The 18,948-nt window shown below is 67.4% G+C and carries 17 protein-coding genes; 5 read left to right on the forward strand and 12 right to left on the reverse strand.

Annotation, left to right across the window (positions count from 1 at the left end; genetic code table 11):
• Positions 1–54: 54 nt before the first annotated feature.
• From AB839_RS10700 to AB839_RS10710, 3 genes are read right to left on the reverse strand one after another with little or no spacing between them, the layout of a single operon-like run.
• A complete protein-coding gene (locus AB839_RS10700) occupies positions 55–606 on the reverse strand; it encodes an O-methyltransferase (RefSeq protein WP_061479392.1) in 552 nt (183 codons plus the stop codon).
• 32 nt (positions 607–638) lie between these two features.
• Positions 639–2,294 (reverse strand): ubiquinone biosynthesis regulatory protein kinase UbiB, encoded by a 1,656-nt coding sequence (ubiB, locus tag AB839_RS10705; RefSeq protein WP_061479344.1) that lies wholly within the window; start codon positions 2,292–2,294, stop codon positions 639–641.
• Entirely contained in the window at positions 2,291–2,926 is a 636-nt protein-coding gene (locus AB839_RS10710) for an SCP2 sterol-binding domain-containing protein (protein WP_005420772.1), read from the reverse strand. The genes ubiB and AB839_RS10710 overlap by 4 nt, the downstream gene beginning before the upstream one ends.
• A 533-nt stretch (positions 2,927–3,459) precedes the next feature.
• Between AB839_RS10710 and ddlA the strand changes: the two genes are divergently transcribed.
• The gene (ddlA, locus tag AB839_RS10715) at positions 3,460–4,554 is read left to right on the forward strand and encodes a D-alanine--D-alanine ligase (protein WP_061479393.1); all 1,095 of its coding nucleotides are present in this window, start codon (positions 3,460–3,462) and stop codon (positions 4,552–4,554) included.
• A 76-nt stretch (positions 4,555–4,630) separates the two neighbouring features.
• Here ddlA and AB839_RS21150 read toward each other — a convergent pair whose 3' ends face one another.
• From AB839_RS21150 to oleC, 3 genes are all read right to left on the reverse strand, one after another.
• Positions 4,631–4,786 carry a DUF1328 domain-containing protein gene (locus AB839_RS21150; RefSeq protein WP_005407633.1) on the reverse strand — a complete coding sequence of 52 codons (156 nt, stop codon included), beginning with the start codon at positions 4,784–4,786 and terminating at the stop codon, positions 4,631–4,633.
• A gap of 81 nt (positions 4,787–4,867) precedes the next feature.
• Positions 4,868–5,860: a 2-alkyl-3-oxoalkanoate reductase gene (gene oleD, locus AB839_RS10720; RefSeq protein WP_061479345.1), complete on the reverse strand. Its 993-nt coding sequence runs from the start codon at positions 5,858–5,860 to the stop codon at positions 4,868–4,870.
• Entirely contained in the window at positions 5,857–7,515 is a 1,659-nt protein-coding gene (gene oleC / locus AB839_RS10725; protein ID WP_061479346.1) for an olefin beta-lactone synthetase, read from the reverse strand. Before oleC ends, oleD begins: the two co-directional genes overlap by 4 nt.
• Positions 7,516–7,619: 104 nt before the next feature.
• Between oleC and AB839_RS10730 the strand changes: the two genes are divergently transcribed.
• Complete coding sequence (locus AB839_RS10730; RefSeq protein ID WP_005407630.1) at positions 7,620–8,051, forward strand: YkgJ family cysteine cluster protein; 432 nt, start codon at positions 7,620–7,622, stop codon at positions 8,049–8,051.
• A gap of 76 nt (positions 8,052–8,127) precedes the next feature.
• On the opposite strand, the gene AB839_RS10735 is transcribed toward AB839_RS10730, so the two are convergent.
• The 4 genes from AB839_RS10735 to AB839_RS10750 form a co-directional block, all read right to left on the reverse strand.
• Complete coding sequence (locus tag AB839_RS10735) at positions 8,128–9,018, reverse strand: alpha/beta fold hydrolase (protein WP_061479347.1); 891 nt, start codon at positions 9,016–9,018, stop codon at positions 8,128–8,130.
• Positions 9,019–9,158: 140 nt separating this feature from the next.
• Positions 9,159–10,175: a 3-oxoacyl-ACP synthase III gene (locus AB839_RS10740; RefSeq protein ID WP_010487115.1), complete on the reverse strand. Its 1,017-nt coding sequence runs from the start codon at positions 10,173–10,175 to the stop codon at positions 9,159–9,161.
• 102 nt (positions 10,176–10,277) lie between these two features.
• Positions 10,278–10,595 (reverse strand): DUF4156 domain-containing protein, encoded by a 318-nt coding sequence (locus AB839_RS10745; protein ID WP_061479348.1) that lies wholly within the window; start codon positions 10,593–10,595, stop codon positions 10,278–10,280.
• A 194-nt stretch (positions 10,596–10,789) separates the two neighbouring features.
• On the reverse strand, positions 10,790–13,639 hold the full coding sequence (locus tag AB839_RS10750) for a pitrilysin family protein (protein ID WP_061479349.1): 2,850 nt from the start codon (positions 13,637–13,639) through the stop codon (positions 10,790–10,792).
• A 416-nt stretch (positions 13,640–14,055) separates the two neighbouring features.
• On the opposite strand from AB839_RS10750, the gene AB839_RS10755 reads away from it, so the two are divergent.
• On the forward strand, positions 14,056–14,532 hold the full coding sequence (locus AB839_RS10755) for a hypothetical protein (protein WP_061479350.1): 477 nt from the start codon (positions 14,056–14,058) through the stop codon (positions 14,530–14,532).
• A 69-nt stretch (positions 14,533–14,601) separates the two neighbouring features.
• Complete coding sequence (locus tag AB839_RS10760) at positions 14,602–15,081, forward strand: tRNA (cytidine(34)-2'-O)-methyltransferase (RefSeq protein ID WP_061479351.1); 480 nt, start codon at positions 14,602–14,604, stop codon at positions 15,079–15,081.
• Positions 15,082–15,254: 173 nt separating this feature from the next.
• Here the strand turns inward: AB839_RS10760 and AB839_RS10765 are convergent, their stop codons facing one another.
• Positions 15,255–15,740, reverse strand: a complete 486-nt coding sequence (locus AB839_RS10765; protein WP_061479352.1) for a hypothetical protein — start codon at positions 15,738–15,740, stop codon at positions 15,255–15,257.
• Between the two features lie 82 nt (positions 15,741–15,822).
• Positions 15,823–16,986: an acyl-CoA dehydrogenase family protein gene (locus AB839_RS10770; RefSeq protein WP_024956299.1), complete on the reverse strand. Its 1,164-nt coding sequence runs from the start codon at positions 16,984–16,986 to the stop codon at positions 15,823–15,825.
• A gap of 256 nt (positions 16,987–17,242) precedes the next feature.
• Here AB839_RS10770 and AB839_RS10775 point away from each other — a divergent pair, with 256 nt between their 5' ends.
• Entirely contained in the window at positions 17,243–18,919 is a 1,677-nt protein-coding gene (locus tag AB839_RS10775) for an electron transfer flavoprotein-ubiquinone oxidoreductase (protein WP_061479353.1), read from the forward strand.
• Positions 18,920–18,948: the final 29 nt, after the last annotated feature.

The raw sequence follows: 18,948 nt of genomic DNA on the forward strand, positions 1-18,948 counted from the left end.
CAGATCCCTTTTCCTGCGGAAAAGGGATCTGACCCCGGGTGTGTGGCGCGGCGGTCAGCCGTTGCGCACGGCCAGCAGTTCGCCGTTGCCCACCGGCACCACGCTGGTGCTGAAGTCCGGATCGGCATCCAGCAGCAGGCACAAGGGTTTCATCTCTTCCGCGTGCGACGTGGCGTTGTCCACCACCAGCAGGCCCCCTGGCCGCAGCACGCGGCGCAGCTGCGGCCACCAGCCGGCGTACTGCCCGCGGTCCGAATCCAGGAACAGCAGGTCGATGCAGCCTTCGCCGGCCTCTGCCAACCACTGCCCGGCATCGCCATGCACCAGCGTGATGTGCGCGGCCAAGCCGCTGCGCGCGAACGTGGATCGCGCCATCGCCACCTTGTCCTCGGCGACTTCCAGCGTGGTCACGTGGCCGTCGATGGCGGCGGCGGCTTCGGCCAGCCACAGCGTGGAGTAGCCATTGGAGGTGCCGATTTCCAGTACCCGGCGTGCGGTGCCGAAACGCACCAGCACCGACAGGAATTCACCGGTATCCGGCGTGATGTTCAGCATGCGCCGAGCGCGCTCGGTTTCATGCGCGTCGTTTTCAGCACCGAAGTGCATCAGTTCGTTCTTCAGCGTCTGCAGCACCGGGTCTATCTCCACCACGCGCGCGCCAGCGCCAGCGCGCCGACGGCACCAGACACCCAGCTCCACATCGGCAGGTCGCCCCAGTACCAGCCCGGCGGCTGCAGCACGTACATCAGCGCGGCGATGGCCAGCAGGCCGACGCCGGTGATCGCGCCGACCGCGCGCTTCTGCAGGCGCTGCACGCTGGCATCCAGCGCAACCAGATCGCGCGAGCGCATCGCCAGCTCGTGGCGCCCCTCCACCTGCTGGGTCAGCCAGGCGTGTACGAGGCGCGGCATGTCCGGCGCGTGGGTCATGATTTCCGGCAACCGCTTGCCGATCTCGCGCACCACCCGGCGTGGGCTGTAGCGCTCGCGCAGGATCTTCGCCAGCACCGGCTTGGCCACCGCCCAGATATCGATCTGCGGATCCAGCTGGCGGCCGACACCTTCGATGTTCAGCAGGGTCTTCTGCAGCAGGATCAGCTGCGGCTGCAGGGTCAGCTGGTAGCGCTGCGCCACGCGGAACAGCTTCATCAGCACTTCGGCCAGCGAGATCTGCGACAGCGGGCGGGTGAAGTACGGCTCGCACACCGAACGCACAGCCGCTTCCAGATCATCGATGCGCACGTTGTCCGGCATCCAGCGCGCCTGCACATGCAGTTCGGCGATGCGGCGGTAGTCGCGGTTGAAGATGGCCATGAAGTTCTCGGCCAGGTAGTACTGATCCTCCTGCGACAGCTGGCCCATGATGCCGAAGTCCAGCGCGATGAATCGCGGGTTGGCGCGGCGGGCCGGATCGGTGTCGACCCAGATGTTGCCGGCGTGCGCATCGGCATGGAAGAAGTTGTCGCGGAACACCTGGGTGTAGAAGACCCGCACGCCCTTGGCGGCCAGTGCCTTGCGGTCGATGCCCGCCTTGTCGAGCGCGGCGATGTCGTCGGACGGGATGCCCCACACGCGCTCCAGGGTCAGCGCGCGCTCGGCGGTATGGCTCCAGATCACTTCCGGCACGTACAGGTCGTCGCTGTTCTCCCAGAAGCGGCGCAGCACGCTGGCATTGGCGCCTTCGCGCTGCAGGTCCAGCTCGGCGGCCAGGGTGTTCTCGACTTCGGCCACCACTTCGCGCGGTCGGATCTTGTCGGCACGCGGATGGGTACGCTCGACCAGCGCGGCCAGCGAGTTGAGCAGGGCGATGTCGGCATCGATCTGCTTCTCGATGCCCGGGCGCAGCACCTTGACCACCACCTGGCGGCCATCGGCCAGCGTGGCCGCATGCACCTGCGCGATCGAAGCCGAGGCCAGTGGTTCGGTATCGAAGCTGGCGAACGCCTCGCTGACCGGCAGGCCAAGCGCTTCCTCGACAATGCGACGCGCGGTGTCACCGTCGAACGGCTTGACCCGGTCCTGCAGCAGGGTCAGTTCGTTGGCCACGTCCGGCGGCACCAGGTCGCGGCGGGTGGACAGGATCTGGCCGAACTTGACGAAGATCGGGCCGAGGTCCTGCAGCGCCAGGCGCAGGCGTGCACCGCGCGACTGTGCGGCGATGTCGGCCGAGGCACGCGGCACGAACGGCTTGGCCAGGCGCAGCCAACGCTCGGCCGGCGTGCCCTGCAGCAGGTCGTCAAGGCGGTAACGCAGGATCACCCGGCCGATGCGGCTCGCCCGCAGCACGGCCTTCATGCGGCACCCCGCAGGCGCTGCACGCGCGCGCCAAGACGCTCGACGTCATCGCGCAGCACGTCCACATCATCATGGAAGGCATCCAGCTCGGCACGCGGCACCACGTCGCGCGATTCCTCGGTGATGAATTCGGCGGCGCTGTGGGCCAGGTCGATCGCACCCTGGCGCGCGTGCTGCAGGGCGCTGCGCAGGGTGTTGGCGACCTGCACGCCCAGTACCTCGCCGAATACGCTGACGAACGGCTGCTGCCAGTCAGGATCGAAGCCCTTGGCCAGCTGCTGCAGGCGCCGCGCCAGTTCGGCGTCACCGGCCACGCGTACACGGCCCTTGTTGTTGGACTCGCCGCGCCGTGCGTTGGCCAGCAGCGGCAGCTGCGCCAGTACGCCGGCCAGGCTGCTGCGCACGGCCAGGTCGGCTTCCTGCGCATCCACCGGGCCGACCCGCAGCTGGTCGCCGTCGACGCTGATGCGCATCGCCAGCGACGGCGCTTCCAGGGTCAGGTCGATGTGCCGGCCATCGAGGCTGGCCAGGGCATGGCGGGTATCCGGATCCAGCGCCAGCGCGCGGTTCAGGGCGATCTGCAGGGCGCGGCCAGCGACCGGCTTGAGGGACTTGAGCAGGGAAAGAGCCATGGGCGCATTCTACCTGCGTGGGTGGGGGGCTTGGGCCGGGCTGCCGCCCGGCACCCGCAGAGGCACCGGCCGCTGGCCGGCAAGATCAACATCAAAAGCGGGCTGTCCGTGGGATGGCGGGGTGGGTCCGGTTGCGGGGGACGCTGCAAGTCCCCCTCCGGGGCCCGGCCCAGCCGCGGGCGGCTGTGCGTTCGGGCGCTTGCGAAGCAGTGCTTCGCAAGCAAAGCGCCCTCACCCATGTAAGCTCGGTCGCCGCTTGCTCGTGTGCGCTGTCCTGCGCACGCGGCAAGACCGGGGTTGGGCATCCTGCCCAACCCGCCCGAGGCATGCCTCGGGCCCATGCGGCTCACGCCCCCGCAACCGGACCCACCCCGCCTTCGACAGGTTCCTGCTGTTGTTGGTGGGTGTCGACCTTGGTCGACACGGTAGATCGCCATGCGTGGATGGATTTCTGGTTCATCTGTGCCTCACGCGGAAGGCCGATGAAGGTTCATGCTATGGGGCCACGCAACGCACAGGACATCGCATTCCCCATGGCACGGACCCGGGTCGGCATCATCTTCGGGGGCAAGTCTTCCGAGCACGAAGTTTCACTGCAGTCGGCGAAGAACATCCTCGATGCGCTCGATCGCGAGCGCTTCGAGCCGGTGCTGGTCGGCCTCGACAAGCAGGGGCAGTGGCACCTGAGCCAGCCGGAGACGTTCCTGATCAATGCCGAAGATCCCTCGCGCATCGCGCTGCACCGCTCCGGCCAGTCGCTGGCGGTCCTTCCCGGTGCCGAGCAGGGGCAGCTGCAGCCGTGCGATGCGGCCAGCGCCTTGGCGCAGATCGATGTGGTGCTGCCGATCGTGCACGGGCCGCTGGGCGAGGACGGCGCGCTGCAGGGCCTGCTGCGCATGGCGAACCTGCCCTTCGTCGGTTCGCCGGTACTGGGCTCGGCAGTGGCGATGGACAAGGACGTGACCAAGCGCCTGCTGCGCGACGCCGGGCTGCAGGTGGCGCCGTGGCTGTGCATCCGTCGCCAGCAGGCGGCGGCAGTCGATGTCGACGCGGTGATCGCCCAGCTTGGCCTGCCGCTGTTCGTGAAGCCGGCCAACCAAGGCTCGTCGGTAGGCGTGAGCAAGGTCAAGGATGCGGCGGGCTTTGCCGAAGCGCTGGCCTTGGCGCTGCGCTACGACCACAAAGTGCTGGTGGAATCGGCGGTGATCGGCCGCGAGATCGAGTGCGCGGTGCTGGGCAACGAACATCCGCAGGCCAGCCTGTGCGGCGAGGTGGTGGTGCACGACGAGTTCTACGCTTACGACACCAAGTACATCAACGCCGATGGTGCCGAAGTGGTGGTACCTGCGGATATCGATGCTGCAACCCAGGCGCGGATCCAGCAGACCGCGCTGCGGGCCTACCAGGCGCTGGAGTGTGCCGGCATGGCGCGCGTGGATGTGTTCCTCACCGCGGGCGGCGACATCATCATCAACGAGGTCAACACGCTGCCCGGCTTCACCCGCATCAGCATGTACCCGAAGCTGTGGGGTGCCAGCGGCGTGGACTACACCACGCTGATCACCCGCCTGATCGAGCTGGCGCTGGAGCGCCATGAAGCCGATCGCGAACTGCAGAGCGCTGTATAGCGTTGTTATCGCCCGCAGAGTCGAGCATGGCTCGACTCTGCGGAAAGCGATACCGGCCAGCGGCCGGCACTACCAGCTAGCCTCGCTTGCGGAACATCGAGATCACCGCAAGGATCAGGAACACCACGAACAGGATCCAGGCGATGTTCGTTGCGGCGCCGGCAATTCCGGAGAAACCCAGAACGGCGGCGATGATGGCGATGACAAAGAAGATGATGGCGTAGTGCAGCATGGCGCTCCTCGCGGGTGGTCGAGCCTTGGATGGCGTGGGTCCATCCTCCCGATCCTGCGGTGTGCAACCAGTGATGGCGATCTATGCAGCAGATGAAGCCTTCAGCCTGCGCAGCCCTTCTTCGATGCTGACCTGCGGCACGTAGCCGAAGTCACGGCGCGCCGGTTCCATGCTGTACCAGTGCGGCGTGCACAGCTGCTCGGCCAGGAAGCGGGTCAGCGGCGGCTCGCCGCGCAGGCGCAGCAGCGGCCACAGCCGCTCGCAGACGGCGCCGATGCGGTAGGCGGTCTTGAAGCTGATCGCCTTGTCCACGGATGGCGCGCCCACCGCAGCCAACAGCTTGTTCACCAGCTCGCGCATCGGCAACGGCTCGCCGTTGGAGATGAAGTAGGCCTTGCCCGCACACGCAGCGCCCGGTGCCAGGGCGTCAAAGGCGAGGAAGTGCGCCAGCGCGGCGTTGTCGATGTAGGTGGTATCGACCTTGTTGTTGCCATCGGCGACCAGGCGCAGGCGTCCCTGCCGCGCACGCTCGGCGAGCCTCGGCACCAGCTGCTGGTCACCGGGGCCCCAGATCAGGCGCGGACGCAGCGCCACCGTCGCCAACGCTGCATCGTTGGCGGCCAGCACGCGCTGTTCGGCGATCGCCTTGGTGGCCGCATACGGCGCCTGGAAATCTTCGCCGTACGGCACCTCGTCAGCCCCCAGGCCTTCCACCGGGTGCGTGGCACGATGGGTCACGCTGGGCGTGGAGGTGTAGACCAGCCGGGTGATGCCATGCGCGCGGCACGCCGCGAGGACGTTGTCGGTGCCGACCACGTTGGCCTGGTGGTAGCTGTCATAGCTGCCCCATGCGCCGGCCTTGGCGCCGTTGTGGAACACCGCATCGACGCCGGCCACCGCATGCAGCACCGCCTGCGCATCGGCCAGATCACCGCGGATCTGGCCCACGCCCATCGCCTGCAGTTCCGGGTAATGACTGCGGTTGAACGCCAGCACCTGGTGGCCACGCTCGACCAGCCCGCGGCACAGCGCCTGCCCAAGGAAACCACCGCCACCGGTGACCAGGATCTTCATGCGCGCTTCTCCAGTTCGGCGCTGGCCCAGACGGCGAGCTTTTCGCGGCCGATCTTGGCGTTGTGACGGATATCGACGGGGAACGCCGGATGCACCAGGAAGTGCTGCAGGCCGGCCTCCGGCAGGCGGGCGGCGGCGTGCGCACGCAGCGCTTCCTGCAGCGCCGGGCTGTCGGACTGGCCGCGCTGCAGCTCCACGCACAGCACCGGCACCTGCGCGCCGGCGGCGCCGACGCCGACCAGTGCCGTGCGCGCCACGCCGGCCACGGTGTTGAACACCGGCTCGACCTGCTCGGTGTACAGCGGCCCGCGCGCGGTTTCCACGCGCTGCGTCTTGCGCCCGCAGAACCACAGGCGGCCCTGCACATCGAAATAACCGACGTCGCCCATGCGATGCACCACGCGGGTGCTGCCGTCGGCCAGCGTCTCGCGGATCTTCGCCGCCGCGGTGGCCTGCGGGCGGTTGAAGTAGCTGTCGGTGGCGGTCGGCCCGGCCACGGTGATTTCCCCCACTTCCCCCACCGCCAGCACGCGCGCCTGCGACCAGTCCGGCAGCGGTGCGTCGTCGATGGCGATGATGCGCACCTCGTTGGGGGCCACCACGCTGCCCACGCAGGTGCCGGCACCGGCCTCGGTCGCCGCGCGGGTGCGCTCCAGTTCGCGGCCTTCGACCACCGCCACCGGCAGGCACTCGGTGGCGCCATAGGGAGTCCAGAACTGCGCATCGGCCGGCAGCAGGCTGCGGATGGTGGCGACCACGTCCGGCGGCACCGGTGCCCCGGCCGAGGTCACCCGGGTCACCGTCGGCAGTGGCCGCCCGTGCCGGGCCAGCACCCGCATCAGCGCTGGCGAGCCGAACAGCTGGGTCACGCCGAAGCGCTGGATCGCATCGTGCAGGCGTGCCGGGTCGGCCTGCGCCGGCCGCGTCGGGTCCATGTCCGGGATCACCGAAGTCAGGCCCAACGCCGGGTCGAACAGCGCGAACGGTGGGAAGGTCGGCAGGTCCACCCCACCCGCTTCCATGCCGAAGGCACTGCCCAGCAGCTGGATCTGTCCAACGAAGTGGCGGTGGCGGTAGACCACGCCCTTGGGCACGCCGGTGGAGCCACTGGTGAACAGGATCGCGGCCATGTCCTCGCCATCGGTGTCGGCCAGCATCGGCCCAGCGCTGGCGCCAGCGCGCTCCAGCGCGGCCAGCGTAGTGCCGCCCCAGCCGAGGCGGCGGCCGACCGTCACCAGCCGGGTGGCCGACGGCGCCCAGCGCAGCACCAGCCGCGCCACATGCGCCAGCGGAATGCCGATGAAGGCCTGCGGCTGCGCCTCGTCCAGGCACTGCTTCAGCGCGCGCCGGTCGATGCCCGGATCGACCAGCACCGGCACTGCGCCCAGCTTGAACAGCGCGAACATCAGCAGGAAGAACTCCGGAGAAGGCCGCACCATCACCACCGTGCGCACGCCACGGCCGATCCCGTAGCCGGTCAGGCCGGCGGCCATGGCATCACTGCGGGCGTCCAGCTGACGGTAATCGAGGGTGACATCGTAGGCGGCCATGCCGTTGCCGGCGCCGCGGCGGCCGGGGCAGCGGATGGCGATCTGGTCGGGGCGTTCACGCGCCAGTTCAGGCAGCCGTGCGGCGATATTGCAGGGTCGGTTCATCCGTTCATTGTCGCCGCTTACGGAATTTCTTGCGCGGCGGCCCACTTCGTGGAAAATCCGCTCCCTCGTTCCTGATTCCGACTGCCGCCCGAGGCGGCTTGCCCATGCAACATCCCTGCATGACCTGCGGCGCCTGCTGCACCCAGTACCGCGTGGCCTTCCACTGGATGGAATCGGACGAGGTCACCCCCGGCGGCGTGCCGCATCAGCTCACCGAGGTGCTGGATCCGCACCGCCTGTGCATGCGCGGCACCCATTCCAAGCCGGTGCGCTGCGTCGCGCTGGATGCGCAGATCGGCGTGTATTCACGCTGCACCATCCACCCCAACCGGCCCAGCGTGTGCCGTGAGGTGGATGCATCGTGGGAATACGGCAAGGCCAGCCCGCAGTGCGACAAGGCGCGCATTGCCTATGGCCTGGATCCGCTGACGCCGGCCGACTGGCGTTGGCGCGATGACGCCGACAATGACGACGATCATCCGGACGACAACGGCAACAGCCCGTCCTCGCCGCCGCAGGCACCGGTCGCCGCATAATCCGGTGTGCCGACCAACGGTCGGCACCCACCCATACCTTCCACTTGTGGGTGCCGACCGTTGGTCGGCACACCTCTCAGATCGGGTTCTTGTCCAGGAACGCGCGGATCTCCGGTACCAGCACTTCGTGCTTGTCTTCCAGCACATAGTGGCCGGCGTCCTCGAAGGCATGCACCTGGGCCTGCGGCAGTGCGGCCTGGAAACCCTTCAGGAAATGATGGTCGAACACGAAGTCACGCAGGCCCCAGCCGAGGAAGGCCGGGCGGTCGGCGAACGAGGGCAGTGCCTTGCCGGCACGCTCCAGCAGCGACCAGGCCTTGTCAGCCGGCGACAGCGGGATGTCCTGCATGAAGCGGATGGTGCTGATGCGGTTGGCCCAGCTGTTGTACGGCGACACGTAGGCGCGGCGCACATCGGCCGGCATCCTGCGCTCCACGCCAAGCCAAGAGGCCCCGGACGAGAACGCGTTGAAGCTGCGGATGATCCACTCGCCGATCTTCCAGTGGCGACCCAGCGCGATCTGCCACGGCATCTTCTTCGCCGCCGGCATCGGGAAGGCAGCGGTGTTGAGCACGACCAGGCGCTTCACCTGCTCGTGGTGCGACAGCGCCCAGCCGAAGCCGATCATGCCGCCCCAGTCGTGCACGGCCAGGGTCACCGGGCCGGTGATGCCCAGGTGCTTCAGCAGCGCATCAAGATCGTCCACGCGCGACTGCAGCGTGTACTCATAGCGGCTGTCGTCCGGCTTGTCCGACAGGCCCATGCCAATGTGGTCCGGCACGATGCAGCGGTAGGTGTCCGACAGGCCGGCCACCAGCGTGCGCCAGTAATAGCTCCACGACGGGTTGCCGTGCACCATCACCACCACCTCGCCATCGCGCGGGCCCTCGTCGAGATAGTTCATCGACAGGCCGGGGCGGACCTCGAAGCGCTGCGGGTGGGCGGGGTAACCGGGAAGATCGCGCATGCGGAGCACCTAAGGAGAGTCGCGGCGCAATGTAGAGCCGAGCCGTTGCTCGGCTGCTCTCCGGTCCGCTGCGGAAGAGCCGCGCTGCGCGCGTGAGCCGAGCATGGCTCGGCTCTACAGGAGGTCGGGCAACGGGCTGCTTACCAGACCACTTCAGCCATCGAGCAGTTCAGGCCCGAGCCAATACCCAGAAGCGCGATGCGATCACCCTTCTTCAGCTTGCCCAGCTGCTTGAGCTTGCTCAGCACGATCGGCACCGAGGCCGGGCCGATGTTGCCGTGCTCGCCGAAGATGGTCATGACCTTCTTCGGGTCGATGCCGAAGTTCTTGATGAACGCGGCGGTGTGCGGTTGGCTGACCTGGTGGATCACGAACTGGTCCAGCTCCTCCACGGCCCAGCCGAGTGCGATCTTGGCGGCGCTGAAGGTCTTCTGCGCCAGCTTGATGCCTTCGATCAGCAACAGGCGGGTGTCGGTGACCATGCGGTCCAGGTTGCCCAGGCACAGCTGGTTCCACTCGGTGGCCGAGCGGGTCACGCCGCCCTTGTAGCGCGGCGCGTCCGGCACCAGCTCCGAGCGTGCCATCACCATCGCGGCGGCACCCGAACCGGTGGTCAGGGCAGCCAGCTCGTTGCGGAAATCGTCAGCGGTGACGTCCGGGGCGGTCATGCGCTCCAGGGTCTTCTCGTACACCAGGTTGGCGGTCTCGCCGTCCACCACCAGCGCGTAGTCGATATCACCGCGCTCGATCATGCGCGCCGCGATGTCCATGCCGTTGATGAAGGCCAGGCAGGCGTTGGCGACGTCGAAGGTCATGCATTCGTCGCTGACACCGAGGTTGCCCGACACGATCGAGGCCGTGGACGGCTCCAGGTAGTCGCGGCTGACCGATGTGTTGACCAGCAGGCCGACCTGGGTCGCGGTGATGCCCGCGTCTTCCAGTGCCTTGCGGCCGGCCATGGTGGCGGCGTCCGACGCCAGCACGCCGTTGTCCCACAGGCGGCGGGCGTGGATGCCGGCGATGTCGCCGAGCACATCGGTGCGGATACCCAGGCGATCCAACGTCGGCTGCAGGCGTTCGTTGATTTCCTTGGTCGTCAGCGTATGCGGTGCGTCGACGTGTGCCAGGCCGGCGATCGAGACATTCTTGAAGAGCATCGAGGTTAGCGCCAAGGCTCAGGCAAAAGGGGGCGCTATTCTATAACCCCCGGGCTTTCACCGCATCTTTACGAATTCAGCCTCGGCCGTATGGTGAAGCGTTCAGCGCGGCGGGCACTGGAACGCGGCGAAGCGCTGGCTGCCATCGGCGGGGGCCGCAGCGGCCTGGACGGCATTGGCACCGGCGCTCGGGGCCTCGTTGCGGGCCAGGGTTTCCAGCTCTTCCTGCACCCGCAGCGGGTTGCGGTTGTAGAAGCCGACCTTGCTCTTCACGGTGACCACCACCTCGCCCTTGGCGATGCAGCCAGCCGGAACCGGCCCTGCCAGCAGCACGCGGGTTGCCTTGCCGGCCGGTTCGATCGGCACCCAGGTACAGGCGGTGACGGTGAGCAGCAGGGAGGAAAGCAGCAGAACGCGCATGGGCAGATCCTGGAAGGGTATGGGGGGATTCTGCCTGAACAGCCTGAATCGGGGGTAGCCGGGGCGGAGCCCAGGTAGCGCCGGGCCATGCCCGGCGAGCGCACAGCGCGGCATGGCTGGCCGCCGGAAAGCCGCCGGGCATGGCCCGGCGCTACCACGGGAGACCTGCCCGCCGTGGCGGGCAGGCACATCCCTTATTTCTTGACCGGGTTGCCTTCGGCGTCGATCACCGTCACCTCGCCCAGGTTCAGCGCGCGAACGGCCGCTTCGGTCTGCTTGAGGTCACCCACCACCACCCAGGTCAGGGCCTGCGGCTTGATCTCGGCGGCGGCCTGCTGCACCTGCGCCGGGGTCATCGCTTCGATCTCGGCCTTGCGCCGCAGCACGTAATCGTCCGGGCGCTTGAACTGCACGATCGAACCGATGGTCGACGCCACCGCACTGGCGGTCTCGTAGGCACCGGGCAGGCTCAGGGTCTGGATGTTGCGGATGCGGTTGACCTCGGCAGCGGTGGCCGGCTTGCTGCCATCGGCGAACGCGGCGATTTCCTTGCGCATTTCCGCCAGCGCCGGGCCGGTCTTGTCGATCTGCACCGGCGCGCTGGCCATCCACGGGCGCTGGCCCACCGAATTGACCGCGCTGCTGCGCGCACCGTACGACCAGTGCTTGTCCTCGCGCAGGTTCATGTTCAGGCGCGAGGTGAAGTCGCCGCCGATCACGCCGTTGGCGATGTCGAAGCGGGTCGAACTGGTGGCGCTGGAAGGTGCCACCACCTGGCCGGCAAACAGGTTGGCCTGTACCGCGCCCGGCTGGTCGATCAGGAACACGCGCGGGCCCTTCGGCAGCGCAACGTCGGTGGCCGCCTTCACCTGCGGGGCCTCGCCACTGGCCTTCCAGTCGCCCAGCTGCTTGTCCAGCAGCGGCACGATCTCGGCCAGGGTGGTGTCGCCGACCACGATCAAGGTGCCGTTCTGCGGGCGCAGCCAGTCGTGGTGGAAGTCGACCAGGTCCTCGCGGGTCAGGCCGTTGATCGCCGCCTCGTCACCGCTACCGGTAAACGGAATGGCATACGGGTGGCCCTTGCCGTACAGCAGCGGGGGCAGCACGCGCATTGCCACCGCACCCGGGTTGACCTTCTCCTGCTGGATGCCAGCGATCCAGCTCGCCTTGACCCGGTCGATCTCGCCCTGCTCGAAGCGCGGCTCGCGCAGCAGGTCGCGGTACAGCGCCAGCGACGGCACCAGGTTTTCCTTCAGCGCCGACAGGTCCACGCTCATCGAGTCCAGGCCGGCCGAGGCATCCAGGCTGGCGCCCAGCGCATCCGCGGCGTCGGCGAAGGCCAGCGAGCCCAGCTTGCCGGCGCCTTCGGTCATCAGGCTCATGGTGAAGTTGGCGGTGCCCGGCTTGCGGCCCTGGTCGGCACTGAAGCCGCCCGGGAACTGGTAGCTGAACTGCACCACCGGAATCTCGTGGCGCTCGGCCAGGATCACCTGGGTACCGTTCTTCAGCGTCGCACGCTGCAGCGCCGGGAACTTCAGCTGCGGGAACTCGCGGGTCTGCGGCACGCCGGCCTTGCGGTCGACCTGCTCGGGCAGGGTGCTGTACTTCGGGTCCACCGCCGGCACAGTGAACGGCTTCGGCGCCTGGCTCGGGTCTTCCTTCAGCGCCACGCGCTCACCCGGTGCGATCACCAGGGTGTGGCTGCCCTTGTCCAGCCACTGCGCGCCGAGCCGGCTCAGATCAGCAGCACTGGCCTTCTCGATGTTGGCCAGCGAGGTACGGAAGCAGCCCGGGTCGCCGGTGAACACCGCACATTCTGCAAGGGCGTCGGCCTTGCCGCCGAAGCCACCGATGCGCTCGATGCCGCGGATGAAGCCGGCGCGGGCACCGGTCTTGGCACGCTCCAGTTCGGCCGCGGTCGGGCCCTGCTTGATCAGCCGGTCCAGTTCCTCGTCGATGATCTTCTCGACCTTGGCCGGGTCCTGGCCCTGCTTGACCGTCGCCATGATCACGAAGTTCGAGCCCAACTGCGAGGTCGACAGGCCCGACGCGATGCTGTCCACCAGCTTGTCCTGGTGCTGCAGGCGCTGGCTCAGGCGCGAAGACTTCGCACCGCCCAGCACCTGCGCGAACAGCTGCAGCTGATCGACCTCGATGGTGCCGACCTGCGGCACGTTCCAGGCGCGGTAGATGCGTGCCTGCGGCACCTTGTCGGTCATCGTCTCGCGCGTGTCGGCACTACGCTTGGCCACGTTCACCGCCGGCTGCGCCATGGTCGGGCCGGCCGGGATGCTGCCGAAGTACTTGGCGACCTTTTCCTTGGCGGTGGCCAGGTCGATGTCGCCGGCCAGCACCAGCACCGCGTTGTTCGGGCCGTACCAGGTACGGAACCAGGTCTTCACGTCATCCAGCGACGCCGCGTTCAGATCGTTCATCGACCCGATCACGCCGTGGTGGTACGGGTGGCCCACCGGGTACAGCGCCTTGTTGAGCTGGTCCCAGGCCTGGCCGTAGGGCTGGTTCTCGCCCTGGCGCTTCTCGTTCTGCACCACGCCACGCTGCTCGTCCAGCGCGGCCTGGTCGATCGCACCGACCAGATGGCCCATGCGGTCCGATTCCATCCACAGCGCCATGTCCAGCGCGGTGGTCGGCACGTTTTCGAAATAGTTGGTGCGATCGGTGTTGGTGGTGCCGTTCTGGTTGGTGGCACCCACCTGCTTGAACGGTTCGAAGAATTCGCCGTCGTGGTTTTCGCTGCCCTGGAACATCAGATGTTCGAACAGGTGCGCGAAGCCGGTACGGCCAGCCGGCTCGTCCTTGCTGCCCACGTGGTACCAGACGTTGACCGCAACGATCGGCGCCTTGCGATCGGTATGCACGATCACGCGCAGGCCGTTGGGCAGGGTGAACTGCTCGTACGGGATATCGACCTTGGCCGGTGCCGCCGGCTTGGCGGCGAGCGCATGGGTGGGCGCGAGCGTGCCCAGGGCGGTGCTGAGGGCGACGGCCAGCAGTGCAGCGCGCGGGCGAAGGGCGAGAGACATATCCGGATCCTTGGTCACGAAGGTGAACCCCGATCCTAGCCTGCGCGCGCGGCGGCCGGAATCGGTCGCCAGTCACTGGGGGTGTTTGCCCAGATGGCCATCCAGTCCGATGCCCACGGGCGCTCTTGAAACGTCACAGACGCCGGCTGAAGGCGTCAGGACAGTGTCCGCGGCTTATCGAATGGACAGGTGTCCGCCCACCGGACACTTTCGGGACCACATAAAAGCCTTGCAAATCAACAACTAAAAGTTGGCACGCGGATTGCTTGGTACTTCCTGCGCCAGGAAGGGCTTCAGACAAAAGCTGACTGAAGACTGAACAAATGAAGGAAATAGAAAATTTCTCTTGCATGCCCAGAATTGGTGTACTACCTTACTACCACACCACTGCTCACCAACACTAAACAGGCCCCGTCATGAACGCCAAGACCATTGCCATCGCCATCGCCCTGATCGCCGGCACCGCGGTTGTTTCGTCGGTGCAGGCCTCCGAATCCATCAAGACGCTGTCCACCGTGCAGGTCCGCCCGGCCGCCGACCAGCTGGCCCAGCAGGCCTGGGAACAGGCCAGCGGCATCCCGACCCTGGCCACCGTGGAAGTGCGCCCCAGCGCCGACCAGCTGGCTGAGCGCAGCGACTACGTCGCCGCTCCGGTCGCCGCCGCGATGCCGATCACCACCCTGGCCTCGGTGGAAGTGCGCCCGAGCCTGGAACAGCGCGTCGCCCTGGCCGCCGAACTGGAAGCCCAGCGCTACGCCGCCACCCTGGCTGCCGCTGCCAGCAACGTCGCCAACTCGGTCATCGTCAACCTGCCAGCCCTGCAGGTGCGTCCGAGCGCTGCCGACCTGCAGGCCCTGGCCACCGAAACCGCCCAGGTCCTGCTGCGCCCGTAACCGGTGCCGCCCTGCCCCGCGCAGGGCGTGCGCCGTAAAGGCGGCGGTCGTCGCAGGTACACTGCGCCGATGAATGCCGCGCCCCAGTTCCACGTGATCCTGTTCCAACCGGAAATCCCGCCCAACACGGGCAATGTGATCCGGCTCTGCGCCAACACCGGCGCGCAGCTGCACCTGGTCGAGCCGCTCGGTTTCGCACTGGAAGACAAGCAGCTCAAGCGCGCCGGCCTGGACTACCACGAGTACTCGCGCCTGCAGGTGCACCCCGACCTGGACACCGCGCTGGCGCGGATCGCACCGAATCGGTTGTTCGCACTCAGTACCCGCGCCAGCGTGCGCTACGACAGCGTGGCCTTTGAAGAGGGCGATGCGTTCCTGTTCGGCCCGGAAAGCCGTGGCCTGCCGCAGGACGTGCTCGATGCACTGCCGGATGGCCGCCGCCTGCGCCTGCCGATGCGGCCGGACAACCGCAGCCTCAATCTTTCCAACACCGTTGCGGTGGTGATGTACGAGGCGTGGCGGCAGCATGGGTTTGCCGGTGGCGCGTAGCTCACGTGTGTTACTTTCTTTGCTCGCGCAAAGAAAGTAACCAAAGAAACGCGCCGCCATCGGCGAGCCGGTGCTGCGCACCGGTACCCTGCGCTCCTCGGCCCGCTTCAAGGCGGACCCGACAGCCGCGCGGTAGATCCACGCCATGCGTGGATGCGTTCCGCCTGGATCAATCAGGAGTGGGCGCCCTTGCGTTGCCCGGGGCGCGTGCGATTGCCGACAGAAGAAAACTCCAGACCATCAATATCGGCATGCGCACCGCACATGCCCAAGCCCGCTACCGTCGGGTCGATCCCGCCGGATGAGACTCTCAGCGCACCTGCATGTTTCTCGATAGCCACTGTGCCTAGTTCGGACTGATGAATCAGTTTTCCGCCTTCTGGCTTCATATGCAGCACGAAGGAGCAGACGTGCTGCATCGACTGGGTACTGTGCAGCTCAACCCTATAGCCGAGTGATTCTTCGACAATCGACAGCCTGTCCCTGAACCCATCGCGGCAACTGCGTCCGCTGCCCGGTTCGGTACACAGATCACTCGCCTGCGAATAGCTGCCTGCCCATGCCGCATCAACCCTGTTGCCTGCCCACGCCATCTGCAGCACGGAGGCTTGGAACAGCAGCGGGAGGCACAGCAGTCTTACAGCGGAATTGTTCTTCATTCAGTTTGCATCTCCGGATAGACGTCCCTTGCCGCCCACCCTACCTGGCAATGCCGGCCAGCGGCCGGCACTACCGATGCACTCAGAACGCGTTGATGCCGGTCAGCTCGCGGCCGATCACCAGCTGGTGCACGGTCTCGGTGCCCTCGTAGGTGATCACCGATTCCAGGTTCAGCGCATGACGGATCGCCACGTGCTCGGTGGTGATCCCAGCCCCACCGAGCAGATCGCGACACTCGCGGGCGATGTCAATCGCCATGCGGCAGTTGTTCCACTTGGCCAGGCTGACCTGCTGCGGCTGCAGCTGGCCGGCTTCCTTCAGGCGGCCCAGCTGCAAGGCCAGCAGCTGCGCGGTGGTGATGCGGCGAGCCATCTCGGCCAGCTTGATCTGCGCGCTCTGCGTGGCCGCCAGCGGACGACCAAACAGCACACGCTCCTTGGCATAGCCCAGCGCTTCATCCAGGCAGGCAATCGCCGCACCGATCGGCCCCCAGCTGATGCCGTAACGGGCCTGGGTCAGGCAGCCCAGCGGCCCCTTCAGGCCCTTCACATTCGGCAGGCGATGGCTGTCGGGCACGCGCACGTCATCGAAGAACAGCGCACCGGTCAGCGACGCGCGCAGGCTCATCTTGTGCTTGATCTCCTGGGTGGTGAAGCCGGCCATGCCCTTTTCCAGCACGAAGCCCTGGATGCCGTCTTCGGTCTGTGCCCAGACGATGGCCAGGTCGGCCACCGGGCCGCTGGTGATCCACATCTTGCTGCCACTGATGCGCCAGTCGCTGCCGTCGCGCACCGCGCGGGTCTTCATGCTGGCCGGGTCGGAACCACCGTGCGCCTCGGTCAGGCCGAAGCAGCCGATCAGTTCGCCGCGTGCCATCGCCGGCAGCCACTGCTGGCGCTGTTCCTCGCTGCCGTACGCGTAGATGGGATACATGCACAGCGAGCTCTGCACCGAAACGAAGCTGCGCAGGCCCGAATCGCCGCGCTCCAGCTCCTGGCAGATCAGGCCATAGCTGACCGCGCCGAGGCCACCGCCGCCGTACTCGGTCGGCAGGGTCGCGCCCAGCAGGCCCAACGAGGCGATCTCCGGCACCAGTTCGTCGGGGAAGCGGGCCTGATCGAAAGCATCGCCGATGATCGGCAGCACGCGCTCGTTGGTGAAGCGGGCGACGCTCTCCTGCACCGCGCGCTCTTCCTCGTTGAGCAGGGAACGGACATCGAACAGATCGTACGGATGCAAAGCCATGGCACTCACACGCAGTCAGGACCCGGCCATTGTCGGTCATCCGGGCAGAGCGTGCCGACCAAGGTCGGCACCCACCAGAGATGCACCGCTACGCTGCAATGCAGCAATCATGACGTGAACATGGCCGATCTAGCTCGATCACGCGCGGCCCGGTACCCTGACACATTCAAACAACCGTTTCGCCGTGGCCGCACGCGCGATTCCCAGGCACCGCCGGTGGCCCCGATGCCGGCCCTACCCACGAGTCATGCAATCGATGAGCGCTGAAGCCAACGCCCTGCCCCCGCGTGAAGTAATGGAGTTCGACGTGGTGATCGTCGGTGCCGGCCCCGCCGGCCTGGCCACCGCGATCCGCCTGCGCCAGCGCGCGATCGAAGCCGGCCGCGAGCTGTCGGTGTGCGTGCTGGAGAAGGGCTCCGAACCGGGCGCGCACGTGCTGTCCGGCGCGGTGATGGATCCGCGCGCGCTGACCGAACTGTTCCCGGACTGGGCCGAGCGCGGCGCACCGCTGAAGCAGAAGGTCACCCGCGACGAATTCCTGTTCCTCAGCGAGACCGGCGCGCGCAGCACCCCCAATGCGCTGCTGCCGGAGTGCTTCCACAACGAAGGCAACTACATCATCAGCCTGGGCGAAGTGACCCGCTGGCTGGCGCAGCAGGCCGAGGCGCTGGAGGTTGCGATCTTCCCTGGCTTCGCCGCTGCAGAAGTGCTGTACGGCGACAACGGCGAGGTCATCGGCGTGGCCACCGGCGACATGGGCATCGAGAAGGACGGCAGCATCGGTCCGGCCTTCGAACGGGGGATGGCGCTGCACGCCAAGTACACGATCTTCGCCGAAGGTGCGCGCGGCCACCTCGGCCGCCAGCTGATCGCCCGCTACAAACTGGACGAAGGCAAGGACCCGCAGGCCTACGGCATCGGCATCAAGGAGCTGTGGCAGATCGACCCGGCCCGGCACGAGCCGGGCCTGGTGGTGCATGCGGCTGGCTGGCCGCTGGACAGCGACACCTACGGCGGTGCGTTCCTGTACCACGCCGACGGCGGCAAGGTCGCCATCGGCTATGTGGTCGGCCTGGACTACAGGAACCCGTGGCTGAGCCCGTTCGAGGAGTTCCAGCGTTTCAAGACCCATCCCTCCATCCGCAAGCACCTGGAGGGCGGCACCCGCATCGGTTACGGCGCCCGTGCGATCACCGCCGGCGGCCTGCTGTCGCTGCCGAAGACGGTGTTTCCCGGGGGCGCGCTGGTCGGCTGCGAGGCCGGCTACCTCAACGCCAGCCGCATCAAGGGCAGCCATGCCGCGATCAAGACCGGCATGCTGTGCGCCGACGCCGCGTTCGACGCGCTGGCCGCCGATCGCCAGCACGATGAACTGAGCGCCTACCCGAAGGCGTTCGAAGCCAGCTGGCTGTTCACCGAACTGCAGCAGGCCAAGAACTTCAAGCAGTGGTTCAAGAAGGGCCAGACCGTTGCCACGCTGATGACCGGCGTGGAGCAGTGGCTGCTGCCGAAGCTGGGCGTGCGCAACCCGCCGTGGACCCTGCACCGCACCCAGCCTGACCACGCCTGCCTGGAGCCGGCGTCGCAGCACACCCGCATCGCCTACCCCAAGCCCGATGGCGTGCTGACCTTCGATCGTCTCAGCTCGGTGTTCCTGAGCAGCACCAACCACGACGAGAACCAGCCCAGCCACCTCACGCTGAAGGATCCGAGCATTCCGGTGAAGGTGAACCTGGCCGAGTACGCCGGTCCCGAAGCCCGTTACTGCCCGGCCGGCGTGTACGAGTTCGTCGGCGACGCCGACAACGCGCGCCTGCAGATCAACGCGCAGAACTGCGTGCACTGCAAGACCTGCGACATCAAAGACCCGACCCAGAACATCGTCTGGGTGACCCCGCAGGGCGGCGGCGGCCCGAACTACTCGGGCATGTGATCGCCCCGGGCTGCGACCACGTGTCGCAG

Source organism: Stenotrophomonas sp. DDT-1, assembly GCF_001580555.1.
Lineage (GTDB): Bacteria > Pseudomonadota > Gammaproteobacteria > Xanthomonadales > Xanthomonadaceae > Stenotrophomonas > Stenotrophomonas sepilia.

Coding starts and splice junctions, on each gene's coding strand:
- AB839_RS10730 (WP_005407630.1), top strand. CDS start 7,620: ATGCAACATCCCTGCATGACCTGCGGCGCCTGCTGCACCCAGTACCGC.
- AB839_RS10750 (WP_061479349.1), bottom strand. CDS start 13,639: ATGTCTCTCGCCCTTCGCCCGCGCGCTGCACTGCTGGCCGTCGCCCTC.
- AB839_RS21150 (WP_005407633.1), bottom strand. CDS start 4,786: ATGCTGCACTACGCCATCATCTTCTTTGTCATCGCCATCATCGCCGCC.
- ddlA (WP_061479393.1), top strand. CDS start 3,460: ATGGCACGGACCCGGGTCGGCATCATCTTCGGGGGCAAGTCTTCCGAG.
- AB839_RS10700 (WP_061479392.1), bottom strand. CDS start 606: ATGCACTTCGGTGCTGAAAACGACGCGCATGAAACCGAGCGCGCTCGG.
- AB839_RS10765 (WP_061479352.1), bottom strand. CDS start 15,740: ATGAAGAACAATTCCGCTGTAAGACTGCTGTGCCTCCCGCTGCTGTTC.
- oleD (WP_061479345.1), bottom strand. CDS start 5,860: ATGAAGATCCTGGTCACCGGTGGCGGTGGTTTCCTTGGGCAGGCGCTG.
- AB839_RS10745 (WP_061479348.1), bottom strand. CDS start 10,595: ATGCGCGTTCTGCTGCTTTCCTCCCTGCTGCTCACCGTCACCGCCTGT.
- AB839_RS10735 (WP_061479347.1), bottom strand. CDS start 9,018: ATGCGCGATCTTCCCGGTTACCCCGCCCACCCGCAGCGCTTCGAGGTC.
- AB839_RS10740 (WP_010487115.1), bottom strand. CDS start 10,175: ATGCTCTTCAAGAATGTCTCGATCGCCGGCCTGGCACACGTCGACGCA.
- AB839_RS10770 (WP_024956299.1), bottom strand. CDS start 16,986: ATGGCTTTGCATCCGTACGATCTGTTCGATGTCCGTTCCCTGCTCAAC.
- AB839_RS10755 (WP_061479350.1), top strand. CDS start 14,056: ATGAACGCCAAGACCATTGCCATCGCCATCGCCCTGATCGCCGGCACC.
- AB839_RS10710 (WP_005420772.1), bottom strand. CDS start 2,926: ATGGCTCTTTCCCTGCTCAAGTCCCTCAAGCCGGTCGCTGGCCGCGCC.
- ubiB (WP_061479344.1), bottom strand. CDS start 2,294: ATGAAGGCCGTGCTGCGGGCGAGCCGCATCGGCCGGGTGATCCTGCGT.
- AB839_RS10760 (WP_061479351.1), top strand. CDS start 14,602: ATGAATGCCGCGCCCCAGTTCCACGTGATCCTGTTCCAACCGGAAATC.
- oleC (WP_061479346.1), bottom strand. CDS start 7,515: ATGAACCGACCCTGCAATATCGCCGCACGGCTGCCTGAACTGGCGCGT.
- AB839_RS10775 (WP_061479353.1), top strand. CDS start 17,243: ATGAGCGCTGAAGCCAACGCCCTGCCCCCGCGTGAAGTAATGGAGTTC.